This is a genomic window from Nonomuraea sp. NPDC050478, from assembly GCF_044458265.1.
Taxonomy (GTDB): domain Bacteria; phylum Actinomycetota; class Actinomycetes; order Streptosporangiales; family Streptosporangiaceae; genus Nonomuraea; species Nonomuraea ferruginea.
This window is the reverse complement of sequence record NZ_JBITHT010000007.1, coordinates 387,725-404,432: the sequence shown is the minus strand read 5'-3', so window position 1 is coordinate 404,432 and position 16,708 is coordinate 387,725. Positions and strand designations below refer to the sequence as shown.

The 16,708-nt window shown below is 70.9% G+C and carries 13 protein-coding genes; 7 read left to right on the top strand and 6 right to left on the bottom strand.

The genetic code is table 11. The features are described from left to right. Positions 1-50: 50 nt before the first annotated feature. On the bottom strand, positions 51-911 hold the full coding sequence (locus ACIBF7_RS34690) for a RecB family exonuclease (RefSeq protein ID WP_364230695.1): 861 nt from the start codon (positions 909-911) through the stop codon (positions 51-53). A 225-nt stretch (positions 912-1,136) separates the two neighbouring features. On the opposite strand from ACIBF7_RS34690, the gene ACIBF7_RS34685 reads away from it, so the two are divergent. Both ACIBF7_RS34685 and ACIBF7_RS34680 read left to right on the top strand, forming a co-directional pair. After that, positions 1,137-2,231, top strand: a complete 1,095-nt coding sequence (locus ACIBF7_RS34685) for a site-2 protease family protein (RefSeq protein ID WP_187281139.1) — start codon at positions 1,137-1,139, stop codon at positions 2,229-2,231. A 294-nt stretch (positions 2,232-2,525) separates the two neighbouring features. Continuing rightward, complete coding sequence (locus tag ACIBF7_RS34680; RefSeq protein WP_148031414.1) at positions 2,526-3,971, top strand: FHA domain-containing protein; 1,446 nt, start codon at positions 2,526-2,528, stop codon at positions 3,969-3,971. A 1,400-nt stretch (positions 3,972-5,371) separates the two neighbouring features. Here ACIBF7_RS34680 and ACIBF7_RS34675 read toward each other — a convergent pair. Then, entirely contained in the window at positions 5,372-5,923 is a 552-nt protein-coding gene (locus tag ACIBF7_RS34675) for a hypothetical protein (protein ID WP_148031415.1), read from the bottom strand. A 96-nt stretch (positions 5,924-6,019) separates the two neighbouring features. Continuing rightward, positions 6,020-7,126 carry a GNAT family N-acetyltransferase gene (locus ACIBF7_RS34670; protein WP_397199030.1) on the bottom strand — a complete coding sequence of 369 codons (1,107 nt, stop codon included), beginning with the start codon at positions 7,124-7,126 and terminating at the stop codon, positions 6,020-6,022. Positions 7,127-7,181: 55 nt separating this feature from the next. Between ACIBF7_RS34670 and ACIBF7_RS34665 the strand changes: the two genes are divergently transcribed. Then, positions 7,182-8,033, top strand: coding sequence for a tRNA (adenine-N1)-methyltransferase (locus tag ACIBF7_RS34665; RefSeq protein ID WP_271278806.1), 852 nt, complete (start codon positions 7,182-7,184; stop codon positions 8,031-8,033). 204 nt (positions 8,034-8,237) lie between these two features. Then, complete coding sequence (gene arc, locus ACIBF7_RS34660; protein ID WP_148031418.1) at positions 8,238-10,001, top strand: proteasome ATPase; 1,764 nt, start codon at positions 8,238-8,240, stop codon at positions 9,999-10,001. Between the two features lie 57 nt (positions 10,002-10,058). On the opposite strand, the gene ACIBF7_RS34655 is transcribed toward arc, so the two are convergent. Next, on the bottom strand, positions 10,059-11,285 hold the full coding sequence (locus ACIBF7_RS34655; RefSeq protein ID WP_364230702.1) for a serine hydrolase: 1,227 nt from the start codon (positions 11,283-11,285) through the stop codon (positions 10,059-10,061). A 504-nt stretch (positions 11,286-11,789) separates the two neighbouring features. Here ACIBF7_RS34655 and ACIBF7_RS34650 point away from each other — a divergent pair. Together ACIBF7_RS34650 and dop are read left to right on the top strand one after the other, a co-directional pair. After that, complete coding sequence (locus tag ACIBF7_RS34650; protein ID WP_271278153.1) at positions 11,790-12,869, top strand: acyltransferase; 1,080 nt, start codon at positions 11,790-11,792, stop codon at positions 12,867-12,869. Between the two features lie 85 nt (positions 12,870-12,954). Further along, positions 12,955-14,469, top strand: coding sequence for a depupylase/deamidase Dop (gene dop / locus ACIBF7_RS34645; RefSeq protein WP_148031420.1), 1,515 nt, complete (start codon positions 12,955-12,957; stop codon positions 14,467-14,469). A gap of 12 nt (positions 14,470-14,481) precedes the next feature. On the opposite strand, the gene ACIBF7_RS34640 is transcribed toward dop, so the two are convergent. After that, the gene (locus ACIBF7_RS34640; RefSeq protein ID WP_148031421.1) at positions 14,482-14,886 is read right to left on the bottom strand and encodes a hypothetical protein; all 405 of its coding nucleotides are present in this window, start codon (positions 14,884-14,886) and stop codon (positions 14,482-14,484) included. A 152-nt stretch (positions 14,887-15,038) separates the two neighbouring features. Between ACIBF7_RS34640 and ACIBF7_RS34635 the strand changes: the two genes are divergently transcribed. Beyond that, entirely contained in the window at positions 15,039-15,248 is a 210-nt protein-coding gene (locus tag ACIBF7_RS34635) for a ubiquitin-like protein Pup (RefSeq protein WP_148031422.1), read from the top strand. Positions 15,249-15,637: 389 nt separating this feature from the next. Here the strand turns inward: ACIBF7_RS34635 and ACIBF7_RS34630 are convergent, their stop codons facing one another. Beyond that, positions 15,638-16,690, bottom strand: coding sequence for a DNA polymerase IV (locus tag ACIBF7_RS34630; protein ID WP_271278156.1), 1,053 nt, complete (start codon positions 16,688-16,690; stop codon positions 15,638-15,640). Between the last annotated feature and the right edge of the window lie 18 nt (positions 16,691-16,708).

Sequence of the window (16,708 nt, the reverse complement as noted above, 5' to 3'; positions counted from 1 at the left end):
TGTAAGCCCAGGTGAGCCGGGGCTCCTCCTCCTGCAGGAGGAGAAGGCGGCTACAGCTCGTCGGTGGCGGCGCGGCGGCTGCCGCGCACCGTGTCGCCCGGCTGCCGGTCGGGCACCGGCGGGGGAGTGCCGCCGAACTCGGGGCACAACGCCTGGTGATCGCACCAGTCGCACAGCCGGCTGCGCCGCGCCCGCCACTCGCCGGTGTCGAGCGCCCGCGCGATCGCCTTCCACAGCGCCTTGACCTTGCGCTCGGTGGCCAGCAGATCGGCCTCGTCGGGCGCGTACCGCAGCACCTCGCCCCGGCCGCCCAGATAGACCAGCTGCAGCAGCCGCGGCACCTCGCGGCGCAGGCGCCACAGCACCAGCGCGTAGAACTTCATCTGGAACAGCGCCTTGGCCTCGAACTCCGGCCCCGGGGCGCTGCCCGTCTTGTAGTCGACCACCCGGACCTCGCCGGTCGGCGCGACGTCCAGCCGGTCGACGTAGCCCCGCAGCATCAGCCCGCCGTCGAGCACCGCCTCCACGTAGAGCTCGCGCTCGGCCGGCTCCAGCCGGGTGGGATCCTCCAGCGTGAAGTAGCGCTCCAGCATCTCGCGCGCCTGGGCCAGCCACGCCGCCTGCTCGCCTTCGCCGGTGAACATCTCCGCCAGCTGCGGGTCCTCCTCCAGCAGCCGCAGCCACTGCGGCTCCAGCAGCTCCAGGGCGGCGCGTACCGACCGCTCCGGCGCCGGCAGGTCGTAGAGCCGCTCGAGCACCGCGTGCACGACCGTGCCGCGCACCGCCGCCTGCGACGGCTTCTCCGGCAACTGGTCGACCACCCGGAAGCGATAGAGCAGCGGGCAGGTCATGAAGTCGCCCGCCCGGGACGGGGAGAGGGCTCCGATGATCTCCGGCTCGGTCAACGTCATGACCCGCACTCTAGGCCACCCCTCCGACACAATGCCCCGGCACAAAAGGGACACGCGCGTCCTGGATCACCCTGCGCGGCGCGTAGCATCAAGGCAGGCACAGCCCGTGGCCGAGGGCGCTTTCGACGGCGCGTTCGACGGCTCCGACGGCATGTGGACGGCGCTTGGACGGCAAGGAGTGCGGTGAGCGAGCAGAGCCCGCGACAGGAATCCTCCGGAATTCTGATGGGAAAGCCGTTCGGCATCCCGGTCTACGTGTCGTGGACGTGGTTCATCGTCGCGGCCTTCATCACCTGGCTCTTCGGTGACACCTTCCGCTACATGATCCCCGGCGTGAGCGCCGCCGGGGCCTACGGCGTCGCGTTCGCCTTCGCGGTGTTGCTGTACGTGTCGGTGCTGCTGCACGAGCTGGCCCACAGCGTCCTGGCCAAGTGGTACGGCCTGCCCGTCCGCCGCATCACCCTCTACCTGCTCGGCGGCGTCTCCGAGATCGAGAAGGAGCCGCCGACCCCCGGCAAGGAGTTCATGGTCGCCGCCGCCGGGCCCGCGCTCTCCCTCGGCCTGGCCGGCGTCGGCTGGCTGGCCGACGTCTTCCTGGTCGAAGGCGACGGGATCCCGCAGGTGCTCATCTGGCAGCTGTGGGTGGCCAACCTCATCGTCGGCGTCTTCAACCTGCTGCCCGGCCTGCCGCTCGACGGCGGCCGCATGCTCCGCGCGGGGATCTGGAAGATCGCCCGCGATCCCGGCACCGGCACCGTCGCCGCGGCCTGGGGCGGCCGGATCCTCGCCGCGCTGCTCGTCGCCGCCCCCTTCGCGCTGGCGACGGCCACCGGGCAGGAGATCGACTTCCGCGACCTCATCTGGCCGCTCGTGCTGGCCTCCTTCATCTGGATGGGCGCCTCCCAGTCGCTGCGCGCGGCCCGCATCCGCGCCCGCATCCCCCAGGTCAACGCCCGCACCCTGGCCCGCAGGGCGATCCCCGTCACGGCCGAGACGCCGCTCGCCGAGGCGCTGCGCCGGGCCTCGGAGGAGCACGCCGGCGCGCTCGTCGTGGTCGACCACGACGGCCGCCCGCTCGCCATCGTCAACGAGTCGGCCGTGCAGGCGACGCCCGAGCACCGGCGCCCCTGGGTGAACGTCGGCTCCATGGCCAAGTCCCTGGAGCCGTCCCTGGTCCTCGCCGCCGACCTGGTGGGTGAGCCGCTCATCGAAGCCATGCGCGAAACCCCCGCGGGCGAGTACCTCCTCGTCGAGCGGGGCGGCGAGATCTACGGCGTGCTGTCCACCGCCGACGTCAACCGGGTCTTCACCGGCGTCTGATTTGTCCCACTCGAATAAGCGGCCGGCCACGACTAGTGTCTTTCCCGGTGATCTAGCCGGCCCTGCGATTCGAAGGCACGACGTCTGGCCCGATAGTGTGCTGTTTGGCCAAACTTGCACAGTTGACGGGTTCACCGCGTCCCACGGTTCACCGAATCGAGACGCGACGCGGCCCCGTTGCCTGGGTATGCGTATGGCTGGTGGCCAGCACGGTGATGCGCGCACCACGGCATCGCCTGCTTCCGGGAAGGACAGTTGAGTGACCGAGCGCAGCACGGTCATGTGGGAGGACTCATGACGGACCAGGGCTTCGGGACGGTGCGGCCGCTTCCCGGCAACGGGCTCGTCGCGTACGAGAGCGGCCTGCTCCTGGTGTGCGACGTCGACGAGGACTCCGGCACCCGCCTGATCGACGCGCTGCGCCAGACGGCCGCATCCGGGGGCGACGGCAGGGCGCTCGCGCGGCGCGCCGCCCAGGTGCTCGCCGCCACCATGACCAGCGACCCCGGCACCTGCGCGGTCGCCGGCCGCGTCGGCGACGGCGTGGCCGTCCTGGTCAGCGGCGCCGCCTCCGCCCATGTCACCGGCCCGGCCGGCGAGACGCGCCTGTCCGGCAGCGACTCGCTCACCTGGGCCGACCGGCTCATCGGCGGCCCCGTCGAACGCGTCGAGCTGGTCCTGCCCGGCGCCGGCCGCCCCCACCCCGCCGTCCGCTTCGAGAGCGGCGTCGTCCACGGCGGCGGCATCGTCGGCGAGCTCACCGCCCAGAGCCCGGCTCCCTCCAGGCCGCTCACCAGCGAGATGCCCAACACGGCGCTCCACTTCGAGCCCGACCTGATGCCGCGCCAGGAGCCGCCCGCGCCCGCCCAGGCGCCGCCCTACCCCATGTCGGGCACCGACCAGCCGCCGCCGCTCCCTCCCCAGCCGCCCTCCGGCCCGCAGCCGCAGCCCCACTCCCAGCCGCAGATGGGGCCGCCGGTCATCGACCAGCCGCCCGCCAGGCCCGAACCGGCGCCGTTCCCCTCCTACGACGAGCCCGCGCCCGCCGCGCCGTCCTCCGGCAACGGCACCATGCCGGAGTACGAGCAGCAGCCCGCCCCCATGGGCCCGCCCCCGCAGGACCACTACGACCCCGGCCCGCCCCTCATGGGCCCGCCCCAGGACCTGCAGCCGCCGATGGGCCCGCCCCACGACCTTCACCCGCCCATGGGCCCGCCGTCGCAGGAGCAGCAGGCCGCGCCCGTCCAGGAGCAGGACCACGGCGACCGGCCGCTCGTCTACGGCGTCGACTGCAAGAACGACCACTTCAACGACCCGCGCGCGCCCTACTGCGCGGTGTGCGGCATCGCGCTCGTGCAGCGCGCGCTCGTCCCCTACAAGGGCCCGCGCCCCGCGCTGGGCGTCCTCGTCCTCGACGACGGCACCGCCCTGCCGCTGGAGACCGACTATCTGCTGGGCCGCGATCCCGAGCGGGCGCCCGAGGTCGCCGGCGGCAGCGCCCGCCCGGCCAAGGTGACCAGCCCCGACGGATCGGTCTCCCGCCGCCACCTGCGCGTGGCGCTCGACGGCTGGGACGTCAACCTGGTCGACCTCGGCTCGGTCAACGGCACCCAGATCCAGCCGCCCGGCGACCCCAACTTCTACGACATCCCGCCCAACGAGCCCGTCACCATCGCCCCCGGCACCACCGTCCGCGTCGGCGTCTCCCGCACCCTCCGCTTCGAACCCCACCGCGGCTGACACCCCACGCCCCGCGCCTTCCCCGAAGGCGCGGGCATCATCGACGCCCAGCCCCTCTCAGGCTGGACCACGTCGACGTCCTCCCCGTACACAACCCCTTCACCGTACGGACCTAGTCACCGTACGGACGCAGACCGCGAATAGCCTCAGCCTCCCGCCCGACCCTCGCCGTCCCCATCGGCCCTGGGGTCCCACCGGACTTGGCGCCCCGTACGACGGTGTGTACGGCCCTCACGCCCCGTACACACCGTTGGCTGACGAGCCGCAGATCGCCGGGATCGGGCCGACCGCTCCCGCCGCGACTTGCCCTTCAAGCCCCAACCAGCCCTATCGCCCTGCGGTCTCAGCCTCTCGAACGAACCTCTCCGTCCTAGTCCGCCCTTGTGTCCCACTCTTGCGGCCCGTACACGCCGCGCTGACGGGCAGCTGGTCGCCGGGATCGGGCCGACAGGCTTCGCCCCGACTGCCCCTTGAGTCCCAAGCGGCCCGATCGCCTTAGTGGGCTCACCACCCCGAACCGGCCCCTGCCCCAAAGGGCTTTGCCGCCGTAGTCGTCCTGCCGCAAGGAGTCCTGGCGCGCAATCGACCCTCCGATCCACCAGGCGCCGCACTTGTCCTGCCCTAAGGGCCCTTGGCGCCGCAATCGGCCCTCCGGCCCCAGGCGGGTCCTCATGCCGTAAGCGGCCCTTCGGCCCAAAACGGCCCTTACGCCGCAGCCGGCCCTGGGTCGAATCTGGCCCTTTCCGCTTCCTCTCGTGTGGTGCCGCTGCGCTCGGTGCGTGCCGTGCCGCAGGCTCCGTGCCGCGCCCTCTTTATCCGCCTGACAGCGCACGGGGGAGTCGGATGTTCCCGCCGACGCGGGGGTGCCGGTCTCCCGCGGTGGTTCCCACCAACTGCCTGTCCGGGGAGGGCCCGGGTCCGTACGGTGCGTTTGCCACCCCTCGGCCTAAGGGCCCTTGCCGCCGCACTCGTCCTGCCCCAAGGGGCCTCTCTCGCCGCAATCGGCCCTCGGACCCCAAACGGCCCTCATGCCGCAGCCGGCCCTGGGTCCGAATCCGGCCCTTTCCGCCTTCGTACGGTGCGACTGCGCTCCGTGCCGTGCATATGCGTGCCGTGCCATGCCGTGCCGCAGGCTCCGTGCTGAGCCTTCTCTCTATCCACCTGTCATCGCACGGGGGGCGCGGATGTTCCCGCCGACGCTGGGGACTTCCGGGGTGCCGGTCTTCCCGCGTATCCAACTGCCTGTCTGCGAAGGGCGCGAGTCCGTACGGGAGTTTGCCGTCCCCGCGCTGCCTTGACGGGTCGGGGCGCTCGGGCGGCTGCGACTGGAGGGCCGGTGTTCCGTCCGCAGCCGGATGCGTACGAGGGGATCCCGCTGGGTGACGCCAGACCCCGTACGGTCAGCGGGGGTCAGGCCGGGGGGAGAGGCGGCGGGGGGCCGGGAGGCAGGGTTTGGGGGAGAGAGGGAGGGACTGGACGCCGCGGAGCAGGCGCGCCGCGGCCTCCAGCCCGTTGGACGCCTCCAGCGCCCGCCCGGCCGCGATCGCGAAGCGGCCGAGGAGGTGCTCGTCGCGGTCGTCGAAGGCGCGCCCCGCCGCCCACAGGAACGCGTGGTCGCAGGTGACCGTGGCCAGCGGCGTCGCCAGGAACCCCGGTGTCCCCACCGACCTGTCGCAGGCCAGCAGCACCGGCCCGCGCGACACCGCCAGCTCCTTCAGCACCCCGCACTCCGCGAGCCAGAGCCGGACCCGCAGCGGGTCTCCCGGCGGCACGTGGGTGACCACGGCACACGCCTCCTCCCGGAGCGGGTCCACCCGCACGAAACCGGCATAACCCACCCGGACGACGGCGGCGGCGGCCCGGGCCAGGCTGTCCATCAGCCGGGACGACTCCAGGCAGGTGAAGGAGGAGACCAGCTCACGCATGGCGACTTCGGCACGGTCGAGCGGCATCGCGGCACTCCCTCGACAGGGTCGCGCAGCCCGATCACGCGACACTCAGGGGCGGTGACCCGGAGTATCACCCCGCACGGGCCCCTTGGCCATACCTCAAGAGGAAATCTGTCTTCCCGGGCGCAGCCGCAGCCACGAGACCTCGTCCGTACGGCTCCCGTCAGGCTGCGGGAAGAACTCCGGCCGCACCCCCTCACGCACGAACCCGGCACGTTCGAGCACCGCCTGCGACTCCAGGTTGGCCGCGTCGGTCCCGGCCACCAGCCGGTGCAGCGACGTGTGCGCGAACGCCCAGTCCGACAGCAGCCGCACCGCCCGCGTCATCAGCCCCCTGCCCCGGAACTCCGGCAGCAGCGAGTAGCCGATCATGCCCTCGCCGAACGCCGGCATGCTGTGCAGGAGCTGGATGTGACCGGCGAACGCCCCGCTGACGGCGTCCCTGACCGCCAGCTCGATCCGCTGCCCCGACAGCCACAGGTAGCCCGTGGCCCGGCAGCGCCGCTCGTCCTCCTCCAGCGAACTGCCCGGCCCCATGTTGTATTTGGACACGCTCGGGTCGCCCAGCATCCGGTGGAAGTCGGCGGCGTCCTCCACCACCATCCGCGTCAGCCGCACCACCCCGTCGCCCAGCTCGCCGCCCTCGAAGAACGGCAGCGCCTGCTCCACCGGCTCGCCGCCGTCGCGGGCGATCCTGGCGAACGACACGAGGTCCACCCGCCGGCCGTCGCGCAGCGCCTTCGCGTCGCGCCGCCGTCCCTCCTCGGTGAACCCGGCGCGGTAGGCGGCCCGCAGGGACGGGAGGTTCTCCACCTCGGTCTCCAGCTCGACCCGCTCCACCCCGTGGTCGAGCAGCCACTCCGTCAGCCCGCGCGCCACCGCCCCGGCCACGCCCCGCCCCCGCGCCCACGGCGCCACCACGAGCTCCACCGTCGCCGACCCGTACGGGGTGAGCGGCGTCACCCCCGCCGAGCCGACGTAACGCCCCTCCTCGGTGATCGAGAACTCCGCTCCGCCCGACTCCCACACGGTCTTGGCCCGGCGCACGTGCTCGTGCGCGTCCTCCATCGTGTACGGGGACGAGATCAGCGGCAGATAGCGGGCCGTCAGCGGATCGTCGCAGGTGGCACGTATCGCCGCCGCGTCCTCGTCCACCGGGGCGCGCAGCACCAGGGGGCCGACGGCGATCACTTCACGCGGGAGCATCCCTCATAGATATCGCGCGTCAGGAGCCCGCCGAAAGCCCTATAACCTTGCCGCCATGGGTTTCCGCAGGCATGGGCCGTTCCGGCCCGGGGATCAGGTGCAGCTCACCGACCCCAAGAACAAGCGCCACACCATCACGCTCAAGGAGGACGGCGTCTTCCACACCCACAAGGGCGCCATCCCGCACAGTGAGCTGATCGGGCAGCCCGAGGGCTCCGTGGTGCGCTCCTCCGGCGGCACCCAGTATCTCGCCTTCCGCCACCTGCTGCAGGACTACACGCTCGCCATGCCGCGCGGCGCCGCCGTCATCTACCCCAAGGACGCCTCCATGATCGTCGGCATGGCCGACGTCTTCCCGGGCGCGCGGGTGGTCGAGGCGGGCGTCGGCTCCGGCGCCCTGACCTGCTTCCTGCTGCGCGCGGTCGGCCCGGAAGGGCACGTGACCTCGTACGAGCGCCGCCAGGAGTTCGCCGACGTGGCCGCCAAGAACGTGGAGAAGTTCTACGGCGGCCCGATGGACGACAACTGGCGGCTCGTCGTCGGCGACCTCGTCTCGTCCATCGACGAGTCCGACGTCGACCGGGTGATCCTGGACATGCTCGCCCCCTGGGAGTGCGTCGACGCCGCCGCCAAGGCGCTCACCCCCGGAGGCGTCATCTGCTGTTACGTGGCCACCACCACCCAGATGTCCAAGACGGTCGAGGCCATTCGCGATCACGGGAGTTTCACCGAGCCCCACGCGTGGGAGACCCTGGTTCGCGACTGGCATGTCGAAGGACTCGCCGTGCGGCCCGATCACCGGATGATCGGCCACACCGGGTTCCTCGTCTCCGCCAGGCGCATGGCCGACGGCGTGACCCCGCCGCCGCGCCGCCGGAGACCGAAGGGAACCACCGAAGAACTATGACAATTTGGCCACGAGGCTGCGCCGATGCGTGACACGGGAACAGATCACCGTGTTCATATGCTGGGAGTATTAAACACCCCATTGGGGATTATTCACCGAATACAGATAGTCACTGTACGAACACTGCCCGGCCAGGTTACGGAGGGGCCCGAGATAGGTAAGGTCCTTAGTAGTCGCCCTCGACTGGGAAGGAGGTGACGGGGCGTGGCAGCTCGCGATGATGCTGAGGCTCGAGCCGCGCAGCGCGAACGGGAGGTCGCTGATCTTTCAACACAGGTCTCCTTCCTCCAAGAGGAGATCACCGCGCTGAGGCGGAAGCTGGCCGAGTCACCCCGTCAGGCCAGGGTCCTCGAAGAGCGTCTCCATGAGGCACAGGCGAACCTCGCGGCCGTTACCGGCCAGAACGAACGCCTGGTGGCAACCCTCAAGGAGGCCCGGGACCAGATCGTCGCCCTCAAGGAGGAGGTCGACCGGCTGGCGCAGCCGCCATCCGGCTTCGGCACCTTCCTGGAGGCCAGAGACGACGGGACGATCGAGGTGTTCACCGGCGGCCGCAAGCTGCGGGTGAACGTCAGCCCGTCCGTCGACGTCGACTCGCTCAAGCGTGGCCAGGAGGTCATGCTCAACGAGGCGCTCAACGTGGTCGAGGCGCTCGGCTACGAAGAGGTCGGCGAGATCGTGATGCTCAAGGAGCTCCTCGACGAGGGCAAGCGCGCCCTGGTCATCTCACACGCCGACGAGGAGCGCGTCGTCCGCCTGGCCGACTCGCTGCTCGGCCAGCCCATCAGGGCCGGCGACTCGCTCCTGCTCGAAGCCCGCTCCGGCTACGTGTACGAGCGCATCCCGAAGTCCGAAGTCGAAGAGCTCGTCCTGGAAGAAGTGCCCGACATCTCCTACCACGAGATCGGCGGCCTCTCCCGGCAGATCGAGCAGATCAGGGACGCCATCGAGCTGCCCTACCTGCACTCCGACCTGTTCCGCGAGCACCAGCTCCGTCCGCCCAAAGGCGTGCTGCTCTACGGCCCGCCCGGTTGCGGCAAGACGCTCATCGCCAAGGCCGTCGCCAACTCCCTGGCCAAGCAGGTGGCCGAGCGCACCGGCCAGGAAGGCAAGAGCTTCTTCCTCAACATCAAGGGCCCGGAGCTGCTCAACAAGTACGTCGGCGAGACCGAGCGGCACATCCGCCTGGTCTTCCAGCGCGCCCGTGAGAAGGCGTCCGAGGGCACCCCGGTGATCGTGTTCTTCGACGAGATGGACTCGATCTTCCGCACCCGCGGGTCCGGCGTGTCGTCCGACGTCGAGAACACCATCGTGCCCCAGCTGCTGTCGGAGATCGACGGAGTCGAGGGCCTGGAGAACGTCATCGTCATCGGCGCCTCCAACCGCGAGGACATGATCGACCCGGCGATCCTGCGGCCCGGCCGCCTGGACGTCAAGATCAAGATCGAGCGGCCGGACGCCGAGGCGGCCAAGGACATCTTCTCCAAGTACCTGGTCACCGACCTCCCGCTCCACCCCGACGACCTGACCGAGCACGGCGGCTCCCGAGAAGCCACCATCCAGGGCATGATCCAGAGCGTCGTCGAGCGCATGTACACCGAGAGCGAAGAGAACCGCTTCCTCGAGGTCACCTACGCCAACGGCGACAAGGAAGTGCTCTACTTCAAGGACTTCAACTCCGGCGCGATGATCCAGAACATCGTCGACCGGGGCAAGAAGATGGCCATCAAGCAGTTCCTGGAGACCAAGCAGAAGGGCCTGCGGGTGCAACACCTCCTCACGGCCTGCGTGGACGAGTTCTCCGAGAACGAGGACCTGCCCAACACCACCAACCCCGACGACTGGGCCCGCATCTCCGGCAAGAAGGGCGAGCGGATCGTCTACATCCGCACGCTCGTCTCCGGCAAGCAGGGCGCCGAGGCCGGCCGTTCGATCGACACGGTCGCCAACACCGGTCAGTACCTCTAGATCACGACCAGGAGCCGCCGCCGCGTCGAAACGCCGGTCGGCGGCTCCTGTCGTGGGCTAGCCCCTCTCCGGACCGGCGGGCCAGGGGAGCGTACGGGATGCCGCGGTGATGAGGGCGCCCGCCTGGCGGACGGCCCGCACGAGGCCGTGGTCGGAGCCCGGCGGGCCGGATGCCAGGACCGCGTAGGCGAGAGGGCCCAGGATGCCCACGTCGGCGCGGACGCCGTCGTCGGTGCCCGTCTTGTTGGCCAGCCGGCCGCCCTCCGGGTCATGCCCCATGAAGGCGGGCACCAGGCCGTGGTCGGTGTTGGCCAGCATCCACCCGCGCATCAGCACCTGCCACCCCTCCGGGCCGGACAGCAGCGCCGCCAGGCCCGCCAGCTCACCGGCGGTGCCCAGGGCGAAGGCCGGCGGATGCTCGGGGCCGCGAGGCTCACGGATCCGGTCCAGCAGGCGGGTGCGGGTCAGCCCGAGCGCCGCGGCGGCGGCGTTCACCCGGTCCAGGCCGATGCGGCGCAGCAGCGCGTTCGTCGCGGTGTTGTCGCTCACCGACGCCGTGAGCAGGGCCAGGTCGCCGACCGTCCACGTCCGCGCGGACAGGCCGGGCAGCAGCCCCGACCCGCCGCAGTAGTCGTCGTCATGCAGGGACACCGGCTCGTCCGGGTCCAGGACGCCACCGTCGATGCCCATCGCCACCTCGGCCAGCAGCAGCACCTTGCCCACACTGGCCAGCGGCAGCTCCACGTCCTCACACCAGGCCAGCGCCGAGAGCCCCGCGTCCACCCGGCTCCCCGGCCCCATGCCGGAGACCCCGGCGTGCACCCTGCCTGAAACGGAGAGTTCGGCCTGAGCCGACGACGCGAGAGAGGGGCCGGTGCGGGCCGCACCTACGGCGGTGGATCCGGTGTGTGCAGAGCCTGCGGGGGAGAGGTCGGCGTGTGCTGAGCCCGTGACGAAGGGATCGGTGTGGTCCGAGGCCGCGGCGGAGAGGTCGATGTGTGCTGGGGTTGTGAAGATGGGGGCGGTTCGTCCTGGGCTGGGGGGCGATCCGGAGGGCGGGAGCGTGGTGATGGCGCGGACGGAGACGGCGAGCGTGCCGGGGCAGGCGGCCGCTATGCGCTCCAGGGCCGCGGCGAGCGCGGTGGTGTCGCCGCGCGCCGCGGCCGCCACGGTGAGATCGGCGCCGTCCGCTGCCTCCACGGCGGAGGCGGCCGTCCGGAGAACCTCGGCGGCCTCCTCCCACGAGGGGACGGGTGTGCGGACGGGGTGGTCGCGGGGAGTCATGGTGCTGATCCTTCCGGGGCGGGCGGGGTGACCACATTGTCCCGGACGGCCACCTCACCGGCCGTCACCACCAGGCGCGGGCCCGCAGCAGGTGGCGCCGTCCGCAACCCCGGTGACGGCCATGCGAAACCACCTGGTCCACCGCGATGGCGGCGACAACGGATCTCCGGAACTGCGCGCCGAAGGCATGGAGTCCGTACGGGCGATCAGTGACGGGGTGCCCGGCTGGGAGAACACGGCGGGCCACGGCGGCCGAGCCGCGTGCACGCCGCCGGACCCCGGCGCGAAGGCCGCACGATCACGTCTCAGCGGACCTGGCGGGCTCAGAGCGCAGGGTGACCAGGTACGCGCCCGACCCCGGCGATCGCGACCGCTTACCGCGACTTGGGCAAAGAAAACATCTGTGTGACGGATGTGAAAGGAGGGAACCGGAATGATCACTGGGGCGTCCAAGTCCCCATGCACCAACAGAACCGGCCGAAGCATGCTCGTGGGGACGGCCGGTTGGCCGAGCTCGACCTCCTGCGCTTCATCGCCGCCCTGGCCGTGCTGGCCTTCCACTACCTCGTGGCCTACGCGTCCGTCTGGGGCGACCGGCCCGCCGAGCTGTTCCCCGCCCTCGCCCCCATCGCCGGGTTAGGCATCCTCGGCGTCGAGCTGTTCTTCATCATCAGCGGCTTCGTCATCCTCATGACCATCTGGGGGCGCGGCCTCGGCTCGTTCGCCCGCTCCCGCCTCGTCAGGCTCTACCCCGCCTACTGGCTCAGCCTGCTCGCCGTCGCCGGCGTCTACGGTCTCACCAGCACCAAGGCGCTCGACCCCAAGCTCTCCACCGGCGAGTATCTGGTCAACGCCACCATGTTCCAGCGGCTGTTCAAGATCGGCGACGCCTCCGGCGTCTACTGGTCGCTCTGGGCCGAGCTCCGCTTCTACCTGCTCATCACCATCCTGGTCGTGGCCGGCGTCACCTACGGCCGGGTGCTCGTCTTCTGCGGCGTCTGGCTCGTCGCCGCGCTCGGCGCCGAACTCCTCGGCAACCCGGTGCTCAACGAGATCCTCATGCCCCGGTACGCGCCCTACTTCGTGGCGGGCATGGCCCTCTACCTCATCCACAAGCAGGGCAGCGCCTGGCTGCCCTGGATCTACGTCGCGGCCTCGTACGGCATGTCCCTGCACGCGGCGCTGGAACGCGTGCACGGCCGGATCGAGCTCGCGGGTTTCAAGAACATGCCCGTCACCGACGTCAGCGTTGTCATCACCATGACGCTGATCTACCTGGTCATGGCGCTCGTCGCCCTCGGCCTGCTGCGCCTGCGCGCCCGTCCCGCGCTCACCGCGCTCGGCGCGACCACGTACCCGCTCTATCTGTTCCACTCCGTGATCGCCGCCGCGCTCGTGCCGCTCCTCGTCGGCGACCTGCCGCCGTGGGCCACCGCGGTCATCACCACCGTCGTGGCCATCGTCGTGTCGTACGCGGTCTACGCGTTCGCCGAACGTCCCATCCAGCGCATACTCAAGCCCCGCCGGGCATCCGTGAGCACGGCGGCGCCCGTGGTAGAGGTGGAAAAGACGTCGGTGCCATAACTCTGTGACCCTGGGGCACTGTGAAGGGCATAGGCTCGGGCATATAAACGGCGGATAGACAGATCCGGACGAACAGAGGGTGCGCATGACGGTGCGTCGGGTGATGGGCATCGAGACCGAGTACGGCATCTCCGTACCCGGTCAGCCAGGCGCCAACGCGATGGTGACCTCCTCGCAGGTGGTCAACGCGTACCTGGCCGCCTCCGCGGCCAAGGCGCGCAGGGCGCGGTGGGACTTCGAGGAGGAGAACCCGCTGCGCGACGCCAGAGGGTTCGACCTCGCCAGAGAGGTCGCCGACCCCAGCCAGCTGACCGACGAGGACCTCGGCCTCGCCAACGTCATCCTCACCAACGGGGCCAGGCTCTACGTCGACCACGCGCACCCTGAATACTCGACGCCGGAGTGCACCAACCCACGCGCCGCCGTCATCTGGGACAAGGCCGGCGAACGCGTCATGTACGACGCCGCGCAGCGGGCCGGCGCCATCCCCTCCAACGCCCCCATCCAGCTCTACAAGAACAACACCGACGCCAAGGGCGCCAGCTACGGCTGCCATGAGAACTACCTCATGCGGCGGGCGACGCCGTTCGCCGACATCGTCCGCCACCTGACCCCGTTCTTCGTCTCCCGTCAGGTCGTGGTCGGCGCCGGCAAGGTCGGCATCGGCCAGGACTCACGCGGCGAAGGCTTCCAGATCAGCCAGCGGGCCGACTTCTTCGAGGTCGAGGTGGGCCTGGAGACCACGCTCAAGCGGCCGATCATCAACACGCGCGACGAGCCGCACGCCGACCCGGAGAAGTACCGGCGGCTGCACGTCATCATCGGCGACGCCAACATGTCGGAGATTTCCACTTACCTGAAGCTGGGCTCGACCGCGCTCGTCCTCGCCATGATCGAAGACGGCTTCCTCACCCGCGACCTCACCGTCGAGAACCCCGTCCAGGCCCTGCGCGCCGTCTCCCACGACCCGTCCTGCCGCTACGAGATCGCCATGCGCGACGGCCGCAAGCTCACCGCCGTCCAACTGCAGATGGAGTACCTCGAACAGGCGCGCAAGTACGTCGAGGAACGCGAGACCGCGCAGGACGAGATGAACAAGGACATCCTCGACCGCTGGGAGTCCGTGCTCACCCGCCTCGCCGAAGACCCCATGCAGCTGTCCAGGGAGCTCGACTGGGTCGCCAAACTCGAGCTCCTCGAGGGCTACCGCAGCCGCGACGGCCTGGCCTGGTCGCACCCCCGGCTCCAGCTCGTCGACCTGCAATACTCCGACATCCGGCCCGACCGGGGCCTCTACAACCGGCTCGTCGCCCGCGGCCGCATCCAACGGCTGATCACCGAGGACGAGGTCCAGCGGGCCGTCGAGCATCCGCCCAGCGACACCCGCGCCTACTTCCGCGGCCGCTGCCTGCGGCAGTACAGCGAGGCCGTCGCCGCCGCCTCCTGGGACTCCGTCATCTTCGACATCCCGGGCAGGGAGTCCCTCCAGCGCGTTCCCACCTTGGAGCCCCTGCGCGGCACCAAGGCCCACGTCGGAGAGCTCTTCGACCGCTGCCGCACCGCGGCCGACCTCGTCGCCGCCCTCACCGGCGGTGAGTAGCGGGGCGTCGGGCTACACCAGCCCGACGCCCAGCGTCAGCGTCCCCGCCGCGAGCGACGCGCCGCCCAGGAACGTCAGGTAGATCAGCTTGTTCGGCTTGGTGTCGCCGGGCCGCACCACCGACAGGAAGAACCCCAGCGGCATCAGGATCGGCGCCGCCACGATCGCCAGGCGCACCAGCCCCTTCACCGGGTCCGACAGCGCCGCCTGGTCCACGTACAGCATCGCCACCAGGCTGAAGAGCACCAGCACGCCCGCATGCGCGTGCCCGGCCCGCCACAGACCGCGCCGCACCGGGTTGTCGAGATAGCCGGGAACGTTCCGCATCAGGAACCGCAGCAGCGTCACACCGCCGAAGGCGATGGTCGGCACCGTGATGAGCAGCACGCCTGCCGTGCTGAGTGAAGCGGGGGACATCTCAGAACCTCCTGTGTCATCGAGGGTCCCAGTATTAGATAGCAGCGCTATCCAGTCAAGCGGGTAAGGTCAGGGGACGATCGGCGCGAAATGTCGGGCCGTTCGGGGAAGATATGGACTGAGAGGCAGTCCCCCGCACATGGAGGTAGGGCATGGCTACGAAGGACACCGGCGGGCAGAAGCAGACCGGCCGGCGCGAGTCCGAGGTCGAGGAGACCGAGGCCTCCGCGGCGCCGGACGTCCAGGAGCGCCAGGAGAAGCTCACGGACGACGTCGACGCGATTCTGGACGAGATCGACGAGGTCCTCGAAGAGAACGCGGAGGAATTCGTGCGGAGCTACGTCCAGAAGGGCGGAGAGTAGGCCCAGGCGGACATCGACAAGGAGTGCGAACGGGTGGAACCACCGGAAGGATGTAAGCGCTGCTCCGACTGCGGAGAGGCCCCGGGCCTCTCCGCAGTCGGGCTGAACGAACGCGTGCCCGACGGGCGGGCGCGCCACCCCAAAGTCTGCTTCCGGAAACGGTCCACCCAGAGCTGTCGCGAGCGCAGCGGGTCTGCTGCCCGCCTCGCCCTACCGAAGCGATGCGCGAGATCAAGGATCATGACAGCCGGCACGACCACCTGCTGAAACACCGCTACGGCAACCCGAGCGCACGCTCCGCCGTCGACCACTGCCACCGGACGGGCCGGGTCCGGGGCAGTCGGGGTGCCGGGTCCGGCCCCGGCTGAGGAGACGGCGAGGCCGGCGTTCTACGGGGACGCGGTGCGGGTCCGGGCGGGCATCTGGTAGGCGGCGCCGACGCCGAGGAGGCGTACGGGGCGGCTCAGGTCGAAGCGGGCGAGGGCGTCGAGGGCGGCGCCGGTGACGGTCCCGGGGTCCGTGGTGGGGGAGGGGAGCGTCGTCTGGCGGGTCCGGGTGAGGAACGGGGCGAAACGGACCTTGACGGTGACGCGGATGATGGCGCGGCCCGCTCCGGCGGCGTCGGCGGTGACCTGGCGGGCGAGTCCGGAGATTTGGGCGGCGATCTCGGCGGGGTCGGTGAGGTCCTCCCGGTAGGTGGTCTCGCGGCTGTGGCCACGCGGGATCCACGGGGTGGTGACGACCTCGGCCTCGCCCTTGCCGAGGGCGAGATAGCGCAGCCAGGGGCCGTTCGTGGGGCCGAAGCGGCCGGCGAGGCCCGCGGGATCGGCGGCGGCCAGCTCGGCGACGGTGCGCAGGCCGAGCTCGGCGAGTTTCCCGGCGGTCTTGGCGCCGATGCCCCACAGGGCGTCCGTGGGCCGGTGGTTCATCTGCTCGGCCCAGGTGTCGCCGGTGAGGCGGTGCACTCCGGCGGGTTTGGCGAAGCCGGAGGCGAGTTTGGCCTGGTGCTTGTTGTCGCCGATGCCGACGGAGCACGAAAGCTCGGTGCGTTCGCGTACGGCTCGCTGGATGTCGCGGGCGAGGGCTTCCGGGTCGTCGGTGCGGACGCCTAGGAAGGCCTCGTCCCAGCCCCAGACCTCGACGTCGGCGGGGAAGTCGCGCAGGACGGCCATGACGCGGGCGGAGGCGGCCTCGTAGGCGGGCGGGTCGCTGGGCAGGAAGACGGCGTCGGGGCAGCGGCGCAGCGCGGTGCGCAGGGGCGTGCCGGAGTGGACTCCGCGGGCGCGGGCCTCGTAGGTGGCGGTCGCGGCGACCGTCCGGGGCCGGGTGGGGTCGCCGTCGCCGCCCACGACCACGGGCCGGCCGCGCAGCTCGGGGTGGCGCAGCAACTCGACGGCGGCGATGAACTGGTCGAGGTCGACGTGCAGGACCCAGGTCCTCATGGGTCCAGTATCGGCGGG

What these genes read in the sequence shown, in the direction of transcription:
- ACIBF7_RS34690 (WP_364230695.1), bottom strand. Translation starts at nt 911, where the DNA reads ATGACGTTGACCGAGCCGGAGATCATCGGAGCCCTCTCCCCGTCCCGG.
- ACIBF7_RS34685 (WP_187281139.1), top strand. Translation starts at nt 1,137, where the DNA reads ATGGGAAAGCCGTTCGGCATCCCGGTCTACGTGTCGTGGACGTGGTTC.
- ACIBF7_RS34680 (WP_148031414.1), top strand. Translation starts at nt 2,526, where the DNA reads ATGACGGACCAGGGCTTCGGGACGGTGCGGCCGCTTCCCGGCAACGGG.
- ACIBF7_RS34675 (WP_148031415.1), bottom strand. Translation starts at nt 5,923, where the DNA reads ATGCCGCTCGACCGTGCCGAAGTCGCCATGCGTGAGCTGGTCTCCTCC.
- ACIBF7_RS34670 (WP_397199030.1), bottom strand. Translation starts at nt 7,126, where the DNA reads ATGCTCCCGCGTGAAGTGATCGCCGTCGGCCCCCTGGTGCTGCGCGCC.
- ACIBF7_RS34665 (WP_271278806.1), top strand. Translation starts at nt 7,182, where the DNA reads ATGGGTTTCCGCAGGCATGGGCCGTTCCGGCCCGGGGATCAGGTGCAG.
- ACIBF7_RS34655 (WP_364230702.1), bottom strand. Translation starts at nt 11,285, where the DNA reads ATGACTCCCCGCGACCACCCCGTCCGCACACCCGTCCCCTCGTGGGAG.
- dop (WP_148031420.1), top strand. Translation starts at nt 12,955, where the DNA reads ATGACGGTGCGTCGGGTGATGGGCATCGAGACCGAGTACGGCATCTCC.
- ACIBF7_RS34640 (WP_148031421.1), bottom strand. Translation starts at nt 14,886, where the DNA reads ATGTCCCCCGCTTCACTCAGCACGGCAGGCGTGCTGCTCATCACGGTG.
- ACIBF7_RS34635 (WP_148031422.1), top strand. Translation starts at nt 15,039, where the DNA reads ATGGCTACGAAGGACACCGGCGGGCAGAAGCAGACCGGCCGGCGCGAG.
- ACIBF7_RS34630 (WP_271278156.1), bottom strand. Translation starts at nt 16,690, where the DNA reads ATGAGGACCTGGGTCCTGCACGTCGACCTCGACCAGTTCATCGCCGCC.